We start from the raw sequence: 21,277 nt of genomic DNA, 5'->3' as shown, positions 1-21,277 counted from the left end.
CCCGCAGGGCTTTTATCTTATAGGACATAATTTTCCTATAAGATAAAAAGGGAGCTGTTCCTAAGAACCGCTCCGTTGCTGTACCCTTTCATGTAGTATCATTATAAGTGTACGCTCTTTCATATTCAATAAGTGAGTGACCACTCTTTGTTGTGCGGTTGCACATGGTGCGGTAAAAGTTCCTTTCTTCTATACCTTTCTTCCGGTTAAGTTATTAAATCCTGTATCATATATCCGATGCTGCAGCGTACCTTTTCTTCCAGATTGAGCAGATTATAGCCGGTAATTTTCTCAATTTTCTTTAACTGGTTATTCACTGTATTGCGGTGAATAAACTGCTGCTCCGATACCAGCTGAGGACTTCCGTTGTTATCCAAGTAGGAGCGTAAAAATCCCATCAGGTCTGTTCCATTTTCTGCATCATACTGCTCAAGCCTGCCAAAGACCTCATGATAGAATTCTTTCAGAACCTTTTTATCCTTTACTGCCAGGAGCACCTTATAGATATCAAGCTCATCATAGTAGGTGACCCGAACCTTTCTTTTTTCTGCCATCTCATTAGCAGCTATGGCTTTTTCAAAATTGATATCCTGATTCATAAGACCCTGCATAATAGAGCTTACTCCCATATTTATGGAAAAGCTGTCCTTCTTTTTGCGAATCAGATTCATGAGTTCCTCCACGAATTTACGGACATTATACATATCACTTTCTGACAGGACCACCACCAGATTTGCCTGATAGGTAAAGGAAATAAACATCCGCTGGCTGGTCCTTGCAATCTGCTCCACAAAAAGCCTTAACTTCTCCATGTTTTCACTGTTATATTGTTCATCCACGCTATGAATGGACATATTAACAAAGCAGAGGTGACAGTCGCGCTTATAACCGTTACGCTCCATATGCTGTATCTGTGTCTCAATGTCTCCAACCTTGAATATGATATCCTTAATTGTTGATGCAACGCTTGCTTCTACGCTCTCATTGTGCATAATGCGAGTGCAAAAATCACGGGTCACATCCACCAGCCTTATCTTCCATGGAATAGTAAAAAGAGGCATGTCTACTTCGTTGCAAAAGTCGACTACCTCCTTTGGTACACTTTTTATATAGGGACCCAGATTAATGACAAAAGCACTTGTCCCACTCTTATAAAGCTCCTTTGTAAAATTCAGGAGCCATCCATCGTCACGGTACATATAGCCAGCTATAAAAATCAGCTCATGCCCATGAAGGAAGGAGGATACCTCCTGATCTTCCACTATATGCACCCACTCAACAAGATTCCCCAATCCCTTATGTCCTGCAAGAAGCTGCATCTGATAAAGCGAAGCACAATTCCGATAAAGCTTACTGACTGCAATTGCCATCCTTATCACCTCCAACTTACCGTCTTAATCCTCCAGGCATATTGCCTGCTTATAATTTTCCTGTTAAAAATAAAAATATGCAGAAATTATAACATAATACAGGAGATAAAGTAAATAAGGAGATTACTGTGCATTTCCTGAAGGCCGCCTTATTAATTTGCAAAAAAAAGAGCCTAGACCCCTTCATTAACAGGATCTAGGCTCATATTTAATTAAGCAATGATTGTAGCAACTTTACCGGAACCAACTGTACGTCCACCTTCACGGATAGCGAAGCCTAAACCTTGCTCCATAGCGATAGGATGGATTAATTCGATGTTCATTTCGATATTATCACCAGGCATGCACATTTCAACACCTTCAGGAAGGTTACAAACGCCAGTAACGTCAGTTGTTCTGAAATAGAACTGAGGTCTGTAGTTGTTGAAGAAAGGAGTATGACGTCCACCTTCATCTTTGGTTAAAACGTAAACCTGAGCTGTGAATTTCTTGTGGCACTTGATGGAACCGGGTTTGCAAAGAACCTGTCCTCTTTCGATTTCGTTTCTCTGAACACCACGAAGAAGTGCACCAATGTTATCACCAGCCTGTGCTTCATCAAGAAGTTTTCTGAACATTTCGATACCAGTAACAACAACTTTACGTGTCTCTTCCTTGATACCAACGATTTCAACTTCTTCAGATACATGAAGAGCACCACGCTCAACACGGCCTGTAGCAACAGTACCACGTCCTGTAATAGAAAATACATCTTCTACAGGCATTAAGAAAGGCTTATCTGTCTCTCTCTGAGGATCAGGAATCCAAGTGTCAACTGCATCGAATAATTCGATAATCTTGTCTCCCCAAGGTCCGTTAGGATCTTCAAGAGCCTTTAAAGCAGAACCCTGGATAATAGGTGTGTCATCTCCGGGGAATTCATACTCTGTTAACAGATCTCTGATTTCCATCTCTACTAATTCAAGTAATTCGGGATCATCAACCATATCACACTTGTTCATGAATACTACGATGTAAGGAACACCTACCTGACGGGATAACAGGATGTGCTCTTTTGTCTGAGCCATAACACCGTCAGTAGCAGCAACTACGAGGATAGCACCATCCATCTGAGCAGCACCGGTAATCATATTCTTTACATAATCGGCATGTCCAGGGCAGTCAACGTGAGCATAATGTCTCTTCTTGGATTCATACTCAACGTGAGCTGTAGAGATTGTAATACCTCTTTCTCTTTCTTCGGGAGCTTTGTCGATCTGGTCGAAAGCAACAGCCTGACCTGTACCTAATCTCTCATGAAGAGTCTTTGTGATAGCAGCTGTTAAAGTAGTTTTACCATGGTCAACATGTCCGATGGTACCAATATTACAATGGGGTTTGTTTCTTTCAAACTTAGCTTTAGCCATTTTTTTAACGTCCTCCTTTAAATAAATGCATCTTTGTGCATATACTTTTTAATTGCCTGTCAGGTAATGGACCAAGCCCACCTGCGGGCATTTGATTTTTAGCTTATATGCTTATATTATATTTCAGTTTAGAAATATTTTCAAGCATAATTAACGATTCCACGCATATTTGTGGACTAGTTCTTACTCTTTGCAGCAAGTACCTTTTCCTGTACGCTCTTAGGAACAGATTCATAGTTTGAGAAGAACATGGAGTAAGCTCCACGGCCCTGTGTTCTGGAACGAAGGGAAGTGGAATAACCAAACATTTCTGAGAGGGGAACAAATCCTCTGATAAGCTTTGTACCATTGATATCTTCAGAGCCTTCGATACGTCCACGGCGTGAGCTGATATCACCGATAACATCACCCATATATTCTTCTGGAACTGTTACTTCTACTCTCATGATGGGCTCTAATAAAACAGCCCCTGCTTTCTGCATCGCATCTTTAAATGCCATGGAACCGGCAATCTTGAATGCCATCTCGTTGGAGTCTACTTCATGGTAGGATCCATCGTATACAGTAGCCTTAATACCAAGTACAGGATATCCGCCAAGGATTCCGGCTTTAGTAGCTTCTTCAATACCGGCACCTACCGCGGGGATGTATTCCTTCGGAATAGCACCGCCTACAACGGTTGATACGAATTCAAAAGTCTTTTCTGCATTGGCGTCCATAGGCTCAAAGCGAACTTTACAGTGACCGTACTGTCCACGTCCACCGGACTGCTTAGCATATTTAGAGTCAACTTCCACAGCTTTGGTAAAGGTTTCTTTGTAAGCAACCTGAGGTGCACCTACATTTGCCTCAACCTTAAATTCACGCAGAAGTCTGTCTACGATAATTTCAAGATGGAGCTCACCCATACCGGCAATAATTGTCTGTCCGGTTTCTTCATTGGTGTAAGTCCTGAACGTAGGATCTTCTTCTGCTAACTTCGCTAAAGATTCACCCATCTTGTCCTGACCTGCTTTTGTCTTAGGTTCGATAGAAACCTCGATAACAGGTTCAGGGAATTCCATGGATTCAAGAATTACAGGAGATTTTTCATCGCAGATAGTGTCACCTGTTGTGGTGCCCTTTAAACCAACTGCTGCTGCAATATCACCGGAATATACTTTCTCCAGGTCTTCTCTCTTATTGGCATGCATCTGTAAGATACGTCCAACACGTTCCTTCTTATTCTTTGTTGAGTTAAGAACATAGGAGCCTGCATTTAAGGTACCGGAGTATACACGGAAGAATGCAAGTTTTCCTACGAAAGGATCGGCCATAATCTTAAAGGCAAGAGCTGCGAAAGGCTCTTCATCAGAAGACTTTCTGTGTACTTCGTTACCTTCTTCGTCCATACCCTTGATATCAGCGATATCAGTAGGAGCTGGCAGATATTCAATAACGGCATCCAGTAACTTCTGTACACCCTTGTTTCTATATGCGGAACCGCAGGTTACAGGAATAATGGTCGTTGCAATCGTTGCTCTTCTAAGAGCTGCCTTTAATTCAACTGTTGTAGGTTCTTCACCTTCCAGGAATTTTTCAAGCAAATCATCATCTGTCTCACAGATAGACTCAATCATAGCTGCTCTGTATTCCTCTGCCTGCTCTAATAAATCAGCAGGTATTTCAGTGATGCTGATATCATCACCCTTATCATCATTGTAGTAATAAGCCTTCATCTCAAACAAGTCGATAAGACCCTTAAACTCATCCTCTTTACCAATAGGTAATTGGATAGCAACAGGATTTTTACCAAGTCTTGTCTTGATCATGCTAATTACATTGTAAAAATCCGCACCGGAAATGTCCATCTTATTAACGAAAGCCATTCTGGGTACGTGGTATTTGTCAGCTTGACGCCATACAGTTTCAGACTGAGGTTCAACACCGCCCTTAGCGCAAAATACACCAACGGCACTATCAAGAACACGCAAAGAACGTTCTACTTCTACTGTGAAGTCAACGTGTCCCGGTGTATCAATGATATTGATACGGTGACCAAGTGCTCCGGGCAGTTTCTGGTGCTCTAATTCCTGTGTCCAGTGACATGTAGTGGCGGCTGAAGTAATTGTGATACCTCTTTCCTGTTCCTGCTCCATCCAGTCCATAGTAGCAGTTCCTTCATGAGTATCACCAATTTTATAATTAACACCGGTATAGTATAAGATACGCTCTGTAAGCGTAGTCTTACCGGCATCAATATGAGCCATGATACCGATGTTTCTGGTTCTTTCTAACGGGTATTCTCTTCCAGCCAAGGAAATTCCTCCTTATCTTAATAGTCACCTGCGATTAAGCAATCACAGAATAAATTTATCCGCAGTCAACTGCATCAGCCTATGCCATGTCAGTTTGCCTGCATTTATAAAGCTGCGTGGGTTTTGGTATAGACCATAACCCAGTTCAGAAGATTACCAGCGGTAATGTGCAAATGCCTTATTAGCGTCTGCCATCTTATGCATATCTTCCTTTTTCTTAACAGCAGAACCGGTATTGCCCGCAGCATCTAAAATCTCGTTTGCTAACTTCTCTTCCATGGTCTTCTCTCCTCTTTTACGGGAGTAGAGTGTTAACCAGCGAAGTGCTAATGCCTGTCTTCTGTCAGGTCTTACTTCGATTGGTACCTGATAGGTAGCACCGCCGATACGTCTTGCTTTTACTTCAAGAACCGGCATGATGTTATTCATAGCTTCTTCGAAAACTTCGGTAGCTTCTTTTCCAGACTTCTCTGCTATCCTTTCAAAGGCTCCGTACACAATCTTCTGTGCAGTTCCTCTCTTACCGTCTAACATGATGTTATTGATAAGCTTTGTTACAGTCTTACTCTTGTAAATAGGATCTGCCAATACATCTCTTTTTTGTATATGTCCTTTACGTGGCACGTTTCTTCCCTCCTTAATAATCCTTATTGCCCGGAAATAAAGAAATGCTTATTCCGGATAGACAAACAGGCTTTACCTGTTCTGTCCTGCATAAGTTCCCTTAAATCATCGGTACTCACATCCCCGGCTTAACCGGATGGTTGTGTTCGCGCACAGTTTAACTTATCTTTCAAATCTATTCCGTTGGTGAAACAAAATGTTCTTCCTCTGCGGTGATAAAACGCGGCTCCTTTATTTTACCCCAATCTGAAATAAAAATTAATCCGGCACTTAATGATTAGCGAAAAACTTAATTATTTACCTGCTTTAGGTCTCTTCGCTCCATACTTGGAACGAGCCTGTCTTCTCTTAGCAACACCTGCTGTATCTAATGTACCTCTGACAATGTGGTAACGGGTACCGGGTAAATCCTTAACCCTTCCACCTCTGATCAGAACAACACTATGCTCCTGAAGGTTGTGGCCTTCTCCGGGGATATAGCTTGTTACTTCGATTCCGTTAGAAAGACGGACTCTGGCGATTTTTCTAAGAGCTGAATTAGGCTTCTTAGGAGTTGCAGTTCTAACTGCTGTACACACACCTCTTTTTTGGGGTGAGGATACGTCAGTAGACTTCTTGTTTAAGGAGTTAAATCCTTTTTGAAGAGCAGGAGAAGTAGATTTCTTCTCAACCGTCTTTCTACCTTTTCTAACTAATTGATTAAATGTAGGCATTAATTTTCACCTCCTGATTATTATAAGATTTCATTGAGCCGCCTTGCCTTTTGCTTAAAATAAACATAAACATTGACGCAATATAAAATCGCGCCTTATGATTATACTTTAAACATTTTTTTTTGTCAAGGGTTTTCAAATGAAAATACCACTAAGACTGTTAAATTCCGCTTATTTGTGATAATTTCATGTAAAATTTTAATAAATTCTTCGTTTTCTTTATCTTACCGGGCATGCCCCGGACTCACAATCCTCATCCAGAAGTTCATTGTCTCCCTCATTTTCCAATTTATTTAATAGCGTATAATCAACAGGTCTGCTTAATCTGATACGTTCTTCATAATCTTCTTTCGTTGTGGATTCATATGGAAGCAAGGGGTAAGTCTCTTCCATTAATGGAAGAAAGGTAATTCCAACTGCCTTGTCGAAATTTTCAGAAAGCCATTCCGCAACATCTTCCCATTCATTTTCCCTTACATGTACGGTGATACTAGTATTATGGTCAGTCCATGCTTCCATTGTAAGCTTATAAAGATTAAGCTGTTCTAATGCACTCACCTGGTACTTTGTCTTACCGGCCGGTGACTTCACAGGGAATTCAATAACCTTAACCGTGCAATTTTCATCACTCTGTCCCACTTCGTTATAGACAGGATAGCATCCTTGCTGTTCAATCATTTTATACAGAGGATCTGTTACGGAAATCCGGACCCTTCTGATATAATAAGGAGCATGGGAATAATGCACACCTGAACTGACTCCCGGCAGGTTGGACAGGGTTCCCTCCGGCTTGATGGTAGTCATAAGCCTTGGTTTCTCTATCCCCAGTTCCCTGCAGTACTTCTCTCCTTCTTCATGAACTGCTTTCTTTAAAACTATGAGTAATTTTCTTAACTCCTCATAACCCATACCGGTTCTGTTCATCATATCCATCATCCCTGTCAAGGATACTCCTACAATCCTATCCTCCTGCATGACCTTATTCCAGGCAGGAAGTTCTACATCTACCAGTGTCATCCTAAGAGTAAGCCTGGCAGAAAGCCTGATTACCTCTAACAGTGCTTCCATATCAAGAGTGTTATTTTCTTTTACAAAGCTCAACAGGTTATTAGTGGACAAATTGCAGCATTGTTTGGAACGTAACAGTATTTCTCCGCAGGGGTTGCAGCCCTGAAAGGTTCCCTTTCTGCGCAGGGCTTCTCTGTTATTTAGAAAACCGGGTTCACCGTTAATCCGTATCGAGTTAAGAATTGCCTTAATTTCATCCTTTGTGGGTATTCGATTATAAAGCACGGAATTATTGCTCATTTTCCGGTGGGATATTTTCGTATCCTCTATCCACTGGTTATCTACCACCTTATAGAGATTTCTCTTGGCATTTATGACCTCTTTATCATCTTCCTCACAGATTACCATCATAGCACTTCTTCTGACACCGCCGGATACTACATTTTCACTGATAATTGTAGCGATATCCAAAAGATGGATTGTCTTTAACTCTCCATTGGAATCTGCTACTACTTCATTTATTTTTTCAAACATTCTCTTTAAGGATTTATAGCCGGAGGCCCTTCCGCCAAACCGCTTGAGTCGTTCCCCTTCCGGTCTGACATAACTGTAGTCTATGGTTATCGTTTTAACATCCTGATAAATCTCACTGCTTATAAGTTCAAAATACAGTTCCAGTCCTTTGCACCAGCCTTCTTTGCTGTCTCCAATAGAAAGTGTTGCCGTATCCTTCTTAAGCGCAAGGGTAGTGTTTTCCCTTTCTTCTTTTGTCAAAAGGGACCTCACACCTTCCTCATATCTTCCTGTCATCCCGACTTTTCTGATTCCGGGCAATGATCCTGTTACCTTCTTTTCCAAGCGGACGCCAACGCCACAGCCTAACATCAGCAAATAAAAAACATCCGTAAAATCCTTCAGATTTTCAATGGTCGTAAAGCAGCAGTTATAATTGGCGAGGGGATATTCCTTTACAATGTCCGTACCTCCCATATAAAGGGTTCTGCCGGCTGGAAAGGTCTTTAAGTAAAATAAGGCTTCAAAAAATCTCTCCGCTTCTTTTCTCTCTTCCTCCCAATCAATCTCAATGCCATGCTTTTTCTTATAATCAACTCCCAGCATTACATTGTAATTAACTGTTCGAAGGACAGTTTCAAACCAGTTCTCCCTTCTGCCCTTTTCATTTATGTATCTCGAATAGGTCCTCAAATATATAAACTCTCCAATGCCTTTAAGAGGACTCTCTACATCCATGTATTTAGATAAAAATTCTTTTGATAACAGTTCTTTCATGTAAGCTCCTTTCGTGAATATCAAATCTTCCATTTGATATTCCTGGATATGTAGTCGAAATATATATTGTACTTTTTACACAATCCCTCTGAATATCGCAAGCTTGCCTGGAGTAGCGCACAGATAAAAGGGGAAATTGTATTTTAATTTTCACACTGGCTTTATCACGCCTCGCAATAGCACTATATATTGTGTAAATATTATACGCCAACACAATATGTATGTCAATCTAATCAAGTGGCCCCTTTAGAATATATTATCCCTGTCATCAATTAAAGTATTGCCGGATAACTTAATATCAATCCTCTCGTATTAAGCACTTTTCAGGCGGATACATTTTATTGGAGAGAATATGCAGATTAGACAAAGATTATATAGATCAGACTTCTACAGTAGTCATTTTGGAAATTATTTTCTATAACGCCATTACAAGCTGCTAAGGTCTCTGCTAAAGATGCCCATATTGGCAGTTTGGCAACCCCCTATGCAATAGAGGATAAAGCAAACTTTTGGCAGCTTGTAATTTTTATTTAAAATAACTTTGAAAGAAGGTACACTAACGATAATGAATAGAATTGGTTCTCCGCTTTACTAGGAGCCAAGCCTCGAAAAAGAATCAGCCTTACATAAATTAGTTTCAGGAAAAAGGAATTAGCCTTGCCCAACTAAAAGATAGAAAACTCTGGGAAGGCCTATTATACGAACTGGATGCAAAAGATACGGATGAAAAGAACAAAGACGCTTATTGACATAAAAATAAGAGCTGCTTCAAAACTAATCAATTAGTTTTGAAACAACTCCCTTTGCTGTTATTTATTTAATTTTTGTAAAATAATCATTCTCTATTGTTTCGATTATTTCTCAGAATCATCGGAAGGTTCTTCCTCGAATTCCTCATCTGAAAATTCTTCATCCTCGAACTCATCCAGCTCAATACTATCTAAATCATCGTCCATGGCATCATCTGAATAATTGAAATTTTGATAACTACTGTCTTCAAAATCTTCAGAAAGGATAATCTCTTCTTCCATATCGCTGTCTAATTTTACAGAGCGGTATCTCTTCATACCGGTTCCGGCAGGAATCAGTTTACCTATAATAACGTTTTCCTTAAGTCCGATTAATGGATCGACTTTTCCGTTAATGGCAGCCTCTGTCAATACCTTCGTAGTTTCCTGGAAGGAAGCGGCAGAAAGGAAAGAGTTGGTTGCAAGGGATGCCTTTGTGATACCAAGCATTACCTGCTTGCCATCTGCAATGGTTAATCCTCTCTCTTTTAACTCTTCATTGACATCTTCAAATTCCAGTATATCCACAAGTTTACCAGGTAAGAATTCAGCATCTCCGCTATTCTCGATACGGATTTTCTTTAACATCTGACGAACGATAACCTCAATATGCTTATCATTGATTTCAACACCCTGTAAACGGTATACACGCTGAACTTCCTGGATCATGTAGTCCTGAACGGCACGAACTCCTTTGATCTTTAAGATATCATGAGGATTTACGCTACCTTCTGTCAGTTCATCACCAGCTTCCAAAACATCTCCGTCTAATACTTTTATACGGGAACCGTAAGGAATCAGATAGGTCTTGGCCTCTCCGGTTTCATTGTTTGTTACAATGACTTCACGCTTTTTCTTGGTATCCTTTATCGTTACAACGCCGCCGAACTCTGCAATAATTGCAAGTCCCTTGGGTTTTCTTGCTTCAAATAACTCTTCAACACGGGGAAGACCCTGTGTGATATCATCACCAGCAACACCACCGGTATGGAAAGTACGCATAGTAAGCTGTGTACCGGGCTCACCAATGGACTGTGCCGCGATAATACCAACTGCCTCACCTACCTGTACTGCTTCACCTGTTGCCATGTTAGCGCCATAGCATTTCGCACATACACCAATATGAGATTTACAGGTTAAGATGGTACGAATCCTTACCTTAGCGCCATAGCCCTGTTCCTGGATTTTCTTTGTTGCTACAATCTTAGCAGCACGCTTAGGGGTTATCATATGGTTAGCCTTTACAATAACCTCACCGTCATCATCATTGATCGTCTCACAGGAATATCTTCCGGTGATTCTCTCTTCTAAGCTTTCAATCATTTCACTGCCATCTGTAAAGGCCTTAATCCACATTCCAGGGACTTCTTTTCCTTCACAGCAGTCAACTTCACGTATAATGAGATCCTGTGATACGTCTACCAGACGACGGGTTAAGTAACCGGAGTCGGCTGTACGAAGAGCAGTATCGGAGAGACCCTTTCTGGCACCGTGAGCAGACATGAAGTATTCCAAAACGTCCAGACCTTCACGGAAATTGGACTTAATAGGAAGCTCCAGGGTACGTCCTGATGTATCCGCCATAAGACCACGCATACCGGCAAGCTGTTTGATCTGCTTATCGGAACCACGGGCACCGGAGTCAGCCATCATGTAAATATTGTTGTATTTATCAAGTCCCGTAAGAAGAGCTTCTGTAATATCATCATCGGCTACCTTCCAGGTATCAATAACTGCTTTATGTCTTTCATCCTCTGTCATAAGACCGCGGCGGAAGTTCTTTGAAATCTCTTCTATTCTTGCTTCTGCTCCTGCAATAATGGTCTTCTTTTGAGGAGGAACGGTCATGTCGGAAATGGATACGGTCATGGCTGCCCTTGTGGAATATTTGTATCCTAAGGATTTAATGGCATCCAGTGTTTCCGCAGTCTTTGTAGCTCCATGAGTATTGATGCATTTCTCAAGAATCTTCTTAAGCTGCTTCTTTCCTACATGGAAATCAATTTCCGGTAAAAGAAAGTTATCAGGATTGCTCCTGTCTACAAATCCCAAATCCTGGCTTATAATTTCATTGAAGATAAAACGTCCTAAGGTGGACTCAATGGTCTTGGTAACTGTTGCACCTTCACTGTTCACTCCGGTACGTCTTACATTAATTCTTGCATGAAGTGTGATAGCACCATTTTCATAAGCTAAGATTGCTTCATTTACACTCTTAAAGAAGTGTCCTTCTCCTAAATCTCCGGGCTTCTGTAAAGTCAGATAGTAAATACCAAGAACCATATCCTGTGAAGGAACGGCTACGGGACCACCATCGGAGGGCTTTAAGAGGTTGTTCGGGGAAAGCAGAAGGAATCTGCACTCTGCCTGTGCCTCTACGGACAAAGGTAAATGCACAGCCATCTGGTCACCGTCGAAGTCAGCGTTGAAAGCAGTACAAACAAGAGGATGAAGCTTGATAGCTTTACCTTCTACCAGTACCGGCTCGAAAGCCTGTATACCGAGTCTGTGAAGTGTCGGGGCACGGTTAAGCATTACAGGATGCTCTCTGATTACCTCTTCTAACACATCCCATACCTCGGACTGAAGTCTTTCCACCATCTTCTTGGCGGATTTTATATTATGGGCAGTTCCCTTAGCAACTAATTCCTTCATAACAAAGGGTTTAAATAATTCGATTGCCATTTCTTTGGGGAGACCGCACTGATAAATCTTTAATTCGGGACCAACTACGATAACGGAACGTCCGGAATAGTCAACACGCTTACCAAGTAAGTTCTGACGAAAACGTCCCTGCTTACCCTTTAACATATCGGATAAGGACTTTAAGGCACGGTTTCCGGGTCCTGTAACGGGTCTTCCTCTTCTTCCGTTATCAATTAAAGCATCTACTGCTTCCTGAAGCATTCTCTTTTCATTTCTTACGATAATGTCAGGTGCTCCGAGCTCTAAAAGTCTCTTTAAACGGTTGTTACGGTTGATGATTCTTCTGTACAGGTCGTTCATATCAGAGGTAGCGAAACGTCCGCCATCCAGCTGAACCATAGGTCTTAAATCCGGAGGAATTACAGGAACAACGGAAAGTATCATCCATTCCGGTCTGTTTCCTGATTCACGGAAAGCTTCTACTACTTCCAGTCTCTTGATAACTCTGGCTCTCTTCTGTCCGGTAAAATCCTTTAAGCCCTTCTTTAGCTCTTTGGATTCCGCCTCTAAGTTAATTGCCATTAAAAGCTCCTGAATTGCTTCCGCACCCATGCCTACACGGAATCTGTTGCCATATTTCTCATAGGCTTCACGGTATTCCTTTTCATTAAGAACCTGCTTGTACTGTAAGTCACTGGTTCCCTTATCCAGTACAATATAGGATGCAAAGTAGAGTACTTTTTCAAGCGTTCTGGGGGATAAATCCAGAATTAAGCCCATACGGCTGGGGATACCCTTAAAGTACCATATATGGGATACGGGGGCAGCAAGTTCAATATGCCCCATTCTCTCCCTGCGGACAGACGCTTTTGTTACTTCAACACCGCATCTGTCGCATACAACACCTTTATAACGAATTTTTTTGTATTTTCCACAATGACACTCCCAATCCTTGCTGGGTCCGAAGATTTTTTCACAGAACAGTCCGTCTTTTTCAGGCTTTAAGGTTCTGTAGTTAATAGTCTCCGGTTTCTTTACCTCGCCCCTGGACCACTCTCTGATTTTTTCAGGAGAAGCAAGGCCGATTTTTATAGCATCATAGGTTATATCCTGACTACTTTGGTTATTTACCACTTCTGGCATCATCTGGCACTCCCTTTCATAGTGACGGATTTTTCAAATCCGCTCTTATTACAGTAGACTATTCTTCTAAATCTTCATCGTCCACATCGCTAAGGTCTACCGTATCCTCCTCAAACGGATCAAAGAAGCTGTCTTCTTCTTCGGCAGTCGTCTCACGGTATCCGGCTTCACTATAATCTTCGTCATAATGGAAGTTGTTATCACCCTCAATAAGAGGTGTTAAATCGCCATCGCCGTAATCAATATTCTCTGTCATCTTAACTTCATGACCATTTTCATCCAACACGATTACATCCAGTGCCAGTGACTGAAGTTCTTTTAAGAGTACTTTGAAAGATTCCGGAATTCCGGGATCGGAAATATTCTCACCTTTAATAATAGCTTCATAGGTCTTTACACGTCCGGTAACATCATCGGATTTTACCGTAAGGATTTCCTGAAGAGTATAAGCAGCACCGTAAGCTTCCAGCGCCCAAACCTCCATTTCACCGAATCTCTGTCCGCCGAACTGGGCTTTACCGCCTAAAGGCTGCTGTGTTACTAAGGAATATGGTCCTGTAGAACGGGCATGAATCTTATCGTCTACCAGATGGTGGAGTTTTAAGTAATGCATGAATCCAACTGTAACAGCTCCGTCAAAAAATTCACCGGTTCTGCCGTCACGAAGTCTTACTTTACCGTCCCTGTTGATAGGAACACCCTTCCATTGCTCTCTGTAAGCTTTATTATTTTCCAGATAATCCATAACCTCCGGGTCAAGGATATCCTTGTATTTGTTATAGAACTCTTCCCACTCCGTATTGACATAATCGTTGGCAAGCTCCAGAGTATCCATAATGTCATACTCATTGGCACCATCAAATACAGGTGTGGCCACCTTAAAGCCAAGTACCTTGGCAGCAAGGCTTAAGTGGATTTCAAGTACCTGACCGATATTCATACGGGAAGGCACACCCAGAGGGTTAAGCACGATATCAAGCGGTCTTCCGTTGGGCAGGAAAGGCATATCCTCCGCAGGCAATACACGGGACACAACACCCTTATTGCCGTGACGGCCAGCCATCTTATCTCCGACTTGAATCTTTCTTTTCTGGGCAATATATACTCTAACAGTCTGATTTACTCCGGGAGAGAGTTCATCACCGTTTTCTCTTGTAAATACTTTTGCATCTACGATGATACCATATTCCCCATGAGGCACGCGAAGGGAGGTATCTCTTACTTCTCTTGCCTTCTCGCCGAAAATAGCGCGAAGAAGTCTTTCTTCTGCCGTAAGCTCTGTTTCTCCCTTGGGAGTTACCTTACCAACCAGAATATCTCCGGCACGTACTTCCGCACCTATTCTTATGATACCGCGCTCATCCAGATCCTTAAGGGCATCATCACCAACACCCGGAACATCTCTTGTGATTTCTTCGGGTCCTAATTTGGTATCTCTGGACTCGGCTTCATATTCTTCAATATGAACAGAGGTATATACATCTTCCTGGACCAGTCTTTCACTTAGGAGAACCGCATCCTCATAATTATAACCTTCCCAGGTCATAAATCCAATAAGAGGATTCTTACCTAAAGCTAATTCACCCTGTGAAGTGGACGGACCGTCTGCTATAACCTGACCGGCTTCAACCTTGTCACCCTTCACTACAATAGGTCTCTGGTTGATGCAGGTTCCCTGGTTACTTCTTGCAAATTTTAATAATTTATAAGTATTCTTGGTTCCGTCACTGTTTTTAATAATGATTTCTCTGGAGGTGGATTTTTCAACCACACCTGCTTTTTCAGTTACCACGCAAACACCGGAGTCAACAGCTGCCTTTAACTCAATACCGGTACCGACAACAGGGGCTTCTGTAATTAACAGAGGAACCGCCTGACGCTGCATGTTAGAACCCATAAGGGCACGGTTAGCATCATCATTTTCAAGGAAGGGAATCATAGCTGTCGCTACGGAAAATACCATCTTAGGCGAAACGTCCATTAAGTCAATTCTTGACTTGGGATATTCCAGCGTTTCTTCCTTATAACGGCCTGATATATTACTGTCAGTAAAGTATCCGTTCTCGTCCAGGGGTTCATTGGCCTGTGCAACAACATACCTATCCTCTTCATCAGCTGTGAGATAAACAACCTCATCAGTAACTCTGGGGTTCTTAGGATCTGTTTTGTCTACTTTACGGTAAGGTGCTTCAATAAATCCATACTCATTAATCCTTGCATAGGAAGCCAGGGAGTTGATAAGACCGATGTTAGGACCTTCGGGAGTCTCTACGGGGCACATTCTTCCGTAATGGGAATAGTGAACGTCACGAACCTCGAATCCGGCGCGGTCACGGGACAGACCACCGGGTCCTAAAGCGGAAAGACGTCTCTTATGTGTTAATTCACCAAGAGGGTTATGCTGATCCATGAACTGTGACAGCTGGGAACTTCCAAAGAATTCCTTTACAGCTGCGGTTACAGGCTTAATATTAATTAAGGACTGGGGACTTACACCCTCTAAGTCCTGTGTAGTCATTCTTTCTCTTACCACACGTTCCATTCTGGACAGACCAATACGGTACTGATTCTGCAATAATTCGCCTACCGCACGGATTCTTCTGTTTCCTAAATGGTCAATATCATCGGCACCGCCAATGCCATATTCCAGATGAATATTGTAATTAATGGAGGCTATGATATCGTCTTTTGTTATATGTTTGGGAATTAATTCACTGATGTTTCTCTTAATGGCAAGCTTAATGTCCTCAATGTTCTTATATTCCTCTAAAATACTCTTTAATACCGGATAGTAAACTTCTTCCGTTATACCCAGTTCCTTCTTATCCACATCCAGATAGCAATTCAAATCAACCATCATACTGGAAAGAACCTTAACGTTTCTCTCCTCCGCTTGTACCATTATGGAGCGGACAGCCGCGTTCTGTATGGTGATGGCAAGTTCTTCTGTAATAACTGTACCTGCCTCAGCTAATATTTCTCCGGTTTCCTTATTTACTACATCTTCTGCTAATGTGCATCCTATAACTCTGTTCTTTAACGCAAGTTTCTTGTTGAACTTAAATCTTCCCACCTTGGCAAGATCATACCTTCTGGGATCAAAGAACATGCTGTTGATTAAAGACTCAGCACTTTCAACGGAAAGCGGTTCACCGGGGCGCAGTTTTTTGTACAGCTCAAGTAAACCATCCTGATAATTATCAGATGGATCCTTTGTAATACTTGCTAAAATCTTAGGTTCTTCACCAAAGAGTTCCTGAATCTCAATATTGCTTCCAATTCCCAAGGCACGAATCAGTACTGTAATCGGAACCTTTCTGTTTCGGTCCACACGAACATAAAATACATCGTTAGAATCGGTTTCATATTCCAGCCATGCTCCTCTGTTGGGGATAACAGTGGAAGAAAAAAGCCTTTTACCGATTTTGTCGTGCCCGATGGCATAGTAAATTCCGGGGGAGCGTACCAACTGGCTAACGATAACTCTTTCCGCTCCGTTTATCACGAAGGTTCCGGTTTCCGTCATTAAAGGCAAGTCACCCATAAAAATATCGTGCTCATTGATTTCATCGTTCTCTTTGTTGTGAAGTCTGACTTTCACCTTTAAAGGAGCTGCAAAGGTAGAATCTCTTTCCTTGCACTCTTCAATTGAATATTTTACATCATCTTCGCACAGCACAAAATCCACAAACTCTAAGCTCAAATGCCCGCTGTAATCTTCAATCGGAGAAATATCATCAAAAACTTCCTTCAAACCTTCATCTAAAAACCATTGGTAGGAATCTTTTTGAACTTCAATCAGATTTGGCATTTCCAGTACTTCTTTTTGCCTAGAGTAGCTCATTCTTACGCCGTTTCCAACTTTGATTGGACGTATCCTGTTTTTATCCATTGACGTTTTCACCCCTTGAATTTTATTTTTATTTCCAGAAATAATCTAGAATAATTTGTTTAAACTACTTTTCTTTTGCTTAGATATGTGCTATAATAGATACTGTAGGCACATCTTCGCACAATAGTGCATCTTTCATACTATCATAGGAATGTCAAGTTGTCAATATGTTTTTGTCCTTTTTTTCACCTTTTTCTATCCCTAATGCCAAGGATTTCCCTATCTATATCTTATTCCCAAAATAATACAATCTATACCAGGGGCCCCTTATTTCTTTTTACCGGTGAAAAACTGCCTGTGTTATCTGTTTATCCCCTCATAAATTTGATCGAACAGGCACTTTGCCGCACTCATATGGCTGCACAAAAAAGGTCTGTCCCAATTATCTTCAGGACAGACCTTTACTGTTAAAGTTAAATTATTTAATTGTAACTTTAGCGCCTTCAGCTTCAAGTTTAGCCTTGATATCAGCGGATTCATCCTTGGATGCAGCTTCTTTTAATGTCTTAGGAGCGCCATCTACGAGATCCTTAGCTTCTTTTAAGCCTAATCCTGTGATTTCACGAACAACTTTGATAACCTTAACCTTGTTAGGGCCGCACTCTGTTAATTCAACGTCAAATTCTGTCTTCTCTTCAACTTCTGCTGCCGCTGCAGGACCAGCAACTACAACACCTGCTGCTGCGGATACACCGAATTCTTCTTCACATGCTTTTACTAAATCATTTAATTCTAATACTGTTAAGCTCTTAATAGCTTCGATAAACTCTTGAGTTGTCATTTGAAATACCTCCGTTTAATAATTTATTTGTACTGAATAAAAGTTTTGCGACTGAATATTTTCAGTTCATTAGCCTTTATGCCACTTCTGACTGTTTCTCAGCAATCTGCTTAAGAACACGAGCAAAATTGGTAATAGGTGACTGTAAGCTTCCAAGCAACTTGGAAATAAGTACTTCTCTGGAAGGAATTGTTGCGATAACCTGGATACCTTTTTCATCATAATAGGTTCCTTCAACAACACCGGCCTTGAACTCTAACTTAGGAGAAGTCTTAATTGCATCATTGATGATTCTTGCAGGAGCAGTTGCATCTTCGATTCCGAAAGCGATTGCAGTAGGTCCTTCCAAGTGTTTTGCAAGACTCTCATATACAGTTCCTTCAAATGCACGCTTTAACAAAGTATTCTTGTATACTTTATATACAACGCCGGCTTCTCTTAACTGCTTACGAAGCTTTGTATCTTCTTCTACCGTAAGACCACGGTAGTCAACAGCAACGATTGCCCTTGCCTGATCAACATAGCCTTTGATTTCATCAACAACAGGTTGTTTTAATTCTACTTTTGCCATTCTGGTATACCTCCTTATAGATTTTCAAAAAAAATCCCTCACTGCCGAACAGTAAGGGATTCCATAAATTTCTTAAACTCATAAAAATTTATTCCCTCGGTAGGCGTTCTCACCTTATGCCTTACGGCACCTACTGTCTTCGGCAGATATTGCTAAACTAGCATAACATTAATCTATTATGGTGTCAACCATAAATTAAAATCTTCTGCAAAAAGATTACTGTGCAAGCTTTGCTGTATTTAATTTTACACCAGGTCCCATAGTGGATGTCAGTGTAACGCTTCTTAAATACTGTCCTTTTGCGGCAGAAGGTTTTGCTTTATTAATTGCACCAATAAGCGTCTGGAAGTTGTCCGCTAATTGATCTTCGCTAAATGAAGCTTTTCCCAACGGCACGTGAATGATATTTGTTTTGTCTAATCTGTATTCGATCTTACCTGCTTTAATCTCTTTTACAGCCTTTGCTACATCCATGGTAACAGTTCCGGCTTTAGGGTTAGGCATTAAGCCCTTAGGTCCGAGTACACGTCCTAAACGTCCTACAACACCCATCATATCAGGAGTAGCAACAACTACATCAAAGTCAACCCAGCCTTCATTCTGGATTTTAGGCACTAATTCTTCTCCGCCTACATAGTCTGCACCGGCTGCTTCTGCTTCAGAAAGCTTATCACCCTTTGCAAATACTAATACTTTAACTGTTCTACCGGTTCCGTGGGGAAGTACTACTGCACCACGAACCTGCTGGTCAGCGTGACGTCCGTCAACACCAAGTCTGATATGAGCCTCTACTGTTTCATCAAATTTAGCAACAGCTGTTTTCTTAACTAAGCCGATAGCAGCATCTGCATCGTAAAGAACAGCCCTGTCGATAAGCTTTGCAGCTTCTGCGTATTTCTTTCCTCTTTTCATTACATTAACCTCCTAGTGGTATTATCGGGAGCTTAAAAGAAATATCCTTTTTCATGGTGTGCCAAAGCACCCATTACCCTCCCACATTTTATTAAAAATTAGTCAACTACGGTAATTCCCATACTTCTTGCAGTACCAGCTATCATGCTCATAGCTGTATCAATGTTCGCAGCATTTAAATCTGGCATTTTTAATTCTGCAATCTTTCTTACTTCAGCCTTGGTTATGGTTGCAACCTTAGTCTTGTTAGGAACTGCAGAACCTGATTTTAAATTGCAAGCTTTCTTTAAAAGAATAGCAGCCGGAGGAGTCTTTGTGATGAAGCTAAAGCTTCTGTCTGCATATACAGTAATAACAACAGGAATAATCATTCCTTCCTGATCTGCGGTTCTTGCATTGAATTCCTTTGTGAACTGCACAATATTAACACCGTGCTGGCCTAAAGCAGGTCCAACAGGCGGTGCGGGTGTTGCCTTTGCAGCGGGAATCTGTAATTTAATATAACCTGTAACTTTCTTTGCCATTATAGCATACCTCCTGAATTTGTGGTTTTATCGGGATTGCCCTCCCACCATCCGGTTTCTTTCGTGCAACAGAAGCTTTTTGTAAGTACCGGATGTTCTTTGTTTACATTTTTCTGATATCCGTGAAACTTATTTCGACAGGAGTTTCACGTCCAAACATATCGACACTGATTGTGACGATCTGCTTGTGAGTATTAATCTGCTTAATGATGCCCGTTGTATTTTCCCACACACCGGAAACAACCTCCACCATATCGCCGATTTCAAAATCAACAACAACGTCGTCTTTCTTGATTCCCATAGCTTTCATTTCTATATCCGTTAAGGGAACCGGTTTAGAGCCAGGACCGACAAATCCGGTAACGCCTCGTGTATTACGAACTACGTACCAGGTATCGTCGTTCATTTCCATGTTAAGTAAAACATATCCAGGGAACATTTTCTTCTGAACTTTTTTCTTAACACCGTTCTTTACCTCAATGACATCCTGTAAGGGAACGGATACCTCTAAGATCTGATCTTGAAGTTTTCTGTTTTCAATTGTTTTCTCAATGTTGGCTTTCACCTTATTCTCATATCCTGAGTAGGTATGAACAACGTACCAATTCGTCTTTGACATATGACCATCCTTATTCTATTTAATTATAAAACCGACACCGAATTTTATGATTAAATCTACTACAGATATTATTACCCCTAATGCAACAGATGCTACCAGCACTGCTGATGACTGTTTAATAAGGGTATCTCTGTCAGGCCAGGCTATTTTTGAGAATTCAGCTTTCAGTCCTTTAAACCTGCTTTTCTTTGGAGCCTTTTCTGCTGCAGTTAAGTTTTCTCCCATATTCTCTCTTTCCTTTCCTATCAGTCTGTCCCAAAAATTACTTTTAAGTTAACCGAATAGAATTTAAGATACCGTTATTTTGTTTCTTTGTGTAATGTGTGTGATTTGCAGAACTTGCAGTACTTCTTTGTTTCCATTCTGTCTGGATGTGCTTTCTTTTCTTTTGTTGTATTGTAATTACGTTGTTTGCACTCAGTACATGCCAATGTGATCTTTACGCGCACAGCTTCCACCTCCGCTTGAATTTTAAAATTTTGAGCATAAAAAAAAGACCTCTTCCATCGCCAATCTAATATACCATACTTTACAACCCCAGTCAATAAATTTTTTTACTGACGATAAAATGCCGCAATAATAGGATAATCATTGACAGTGTCTTTGTTTTACCTTATAATTCCATTTATAGTATAAATATTACTTTTAGTCCCATTATTCTACTGTGCTTTCGCTGATATTAGAACTAATTTT

15 protein-coding genes and 1 other annotated feature are annotated in these 21,277 nt (G+C 41.1%); all 15 genes read right to left on the bottom strand.

Annotated features, from left to right (window positions below):
* Window positions 1-206: 206 nt before the first annotated feature.
* Window positions 207-1,370, bottom strand: a complete 1,164-nt coding sequence (locus BUF11_RS11660; protein ID WP_073589021.1) for a PucR family transcriptional regulator — start codon at window positions 1,368-1,370, stop codon at window positions 207-209.
* A 212-nt stretch (window positions 1,371-1,582) separates the two neighbouring features.
* Window positions 1,583-2,776 (bottom strand): elongation factor Tu, encoded by a 1,194-nt coding sequence (tuf, locus tag BUF11_RS11655; protein ID WP_073589020.1) that lies wholly within the window; start codon window positions 2,774-2,776, stop codon window positions 1,583-1,585.
* A 176-nt stretch (window positions 2,777-2,952) separates the two neighbouring features.
* Window positions 2,953-5,073: an elongation factor G gene (fusA, locus tag BUF11_RS11650; protein WP_073589019.1), complete on the bottom strand. Its 2,121-nt coding sequence runs from the start codon at window positions 5,071-5,073 to the stop codon at window positions 2,953-2,955.
* Between the two features lie 153 nt (window positions 5,074-5,226).
* Window positions 5,227-5,697, bottom strand: coding sequence for a 30S ribosomal protein S7 (rpsG, locus tag BUF11_RS11645; RefSeq protein WP_175562044.1), 471 nt, complete (start codon window positions 5,695-5,697; stop codon window positions 5,227-5,229).
* A gap of 293 nt (window positions 5,698-5,990) precedes the next feature.
* Complete coding sequence (rpsL, locus tag BUF11_RS11640) at window positions 5,991-6,410, bottom strand: 30S ribosomal protein S12 (RefSeq protein ID WP_073279882.1); 420 nt, start codon at window positions 6,408-6,410, stop codon at window positions 5,991-5,993.
* 219 nt (window positions 6,411-6,629) lie between these two features.
* Window positions 6,630-8,708, bottom strand: a complete 2,079-nt coding sequence (gene nrdJ, locus BUF11_RS11635) for a ribonucleoside-triphosphate reductase, adenosylcobalamin-dependent (RefSeq protein WP_073589017.1) — start codon at window positions 8,706-8,708, stop codon at window positions 6,630-6,632.
* Window positions 8,709-9,562: 854 nt separating this feature from the next.
* Window positions 9,563-13,285 (bottom strand): DNA-directed RNA polymerase subunit beta', encoded by a 3,723-nt coding sequence (gene rpoC, locus BUF11_RS11630; RefSeq protein ID WP_073589016.1) that lies wholly within the window; start codon window positions 13,283-13,285, stop codon window positions 9,563-9,565.
* Window positions 13,286-13,343: 58 nt separating this feature from the next.
* Window positions 13,344-17,177: a DNA-directed RNA polymerase subunit beta gene (rpoB, locus tag BUF11_RS11625; protein ID WP_073589015.1), complete on the bottom strand. Its 3,834-nt coding sequence runs from the start codon at window positions 17,175-17,177 to the stop codon at window positions 13,344-13,346.
* Window positions 17,178-17,595: 418 nt separating this feature from the next.
* Entirely contained in the window at window positions 17,596-17,958 is a 363-nt protein-coding gene (gene rplL / locus BUF11_RS11620; RefSeq protein ID WP_073589014.1) for a 50S ribosomal protein L7/L12, read from the bottom strand.
* Between the two features lie 76 nt (window positions 17,959-18,034).
* Window positions 18,035-18,529 carry a 50S ribosomal protein L10 gene (rplJ, locus tag BUF11_RS11615; protein ID WP_073589013.1) on the bottom strand — a complete coding sequence of 165 codons (495 nt, stop codon included), beginning with the start codon at window positions 18,527-18,529 and terminating at the stop codon, window positions 18,035-18,037.
* Window positions 18,530-18,549: 20 nt separating this feature from the next.
* Window positions 18,550-18,690 (bottom strand) — a sequence feature (ribosomal protein L10 leader region).
* 55 nt (window positions 18,691-18,745) lie between these two features.
* The gene (rplA, locus tag BUF11_RS11610; protein WP_073589012.1) at window positions 18,746-19,441 is read right to left on the bottom strand and encodes a 50S ribosomal protein L1; all 696 of its coding nucleotides are present in this window, start codon (window positions 19,439-19,441) and stop codon (window positions 18,746-18,748) included.
* Window positions 19,442-19,539: 98 nt separating this feature from the next.
* Window positions 19,540-19,965: a 50S ribosomal protein L11 gene (gene rplK, locus BUF11_RS11605; protein WP_073589011.1), complete on the bottom strand. Its 426-nt coding sequence runs from the start codon at window positions 19,963-19,965 to the stop codon at window positions 19,540-19,542.
* Window positions 19,966-20,068: 103 nt separating this feature from the next.
* Entirely contained in the window at window positions 20,069-20,584 is a 516-nt protein-coding gene (gene nusG, locus BUF11_RS11600; protein ID WP_073589010.1) for a transcription termination/antitermination protein NusG, read from the bottom strand.
* Between the two features lie 15 nt (window positions 20,585-20,599).
* On the bottom strand, window positions 20,600-20,809 hold the full coding sequence (secE, locus tag BUF11_RS11595; RefSeq protein WP_073589009.1) for a preprotein translocase subunit SecE: 210 nt from the start codon (window positions 20,807-20,809) through the stop codon (window positions 20,600-20,602).
* A gap of 74 nt (window positions 20,810-20,883) precedes the next feature.
* On the bottom strand, window positions 20,884-21,033 hold the full coding sequence (gene rpmG / locus BUF11_RS11590; protein WP_084558626.1) for a 50S ribosomal protein L33: 150 nt from the start codon (window positions 21,031-21,033) through the stop codon (window positions 20,884-20,886).
* Window positions 21,034-21,277: the final 244 nt, after the last annotated feature.

The sequence above is a fragment of the Anaerocolumna xylanovorans DSM 12503 genome, assembly GCF_900143645.1.
GTDB lineage: Bacteria > Bacillota > Clostridia > Lachnospirales > Lachnospiraceae > Anaerocolumna > Anaerocolumna xylanovorans.
The sequence above is the reverse complement of the archived record's forward strand: the minus strand, read 5'-3'. Positions and strand labels throughout refer to the sequence as shown.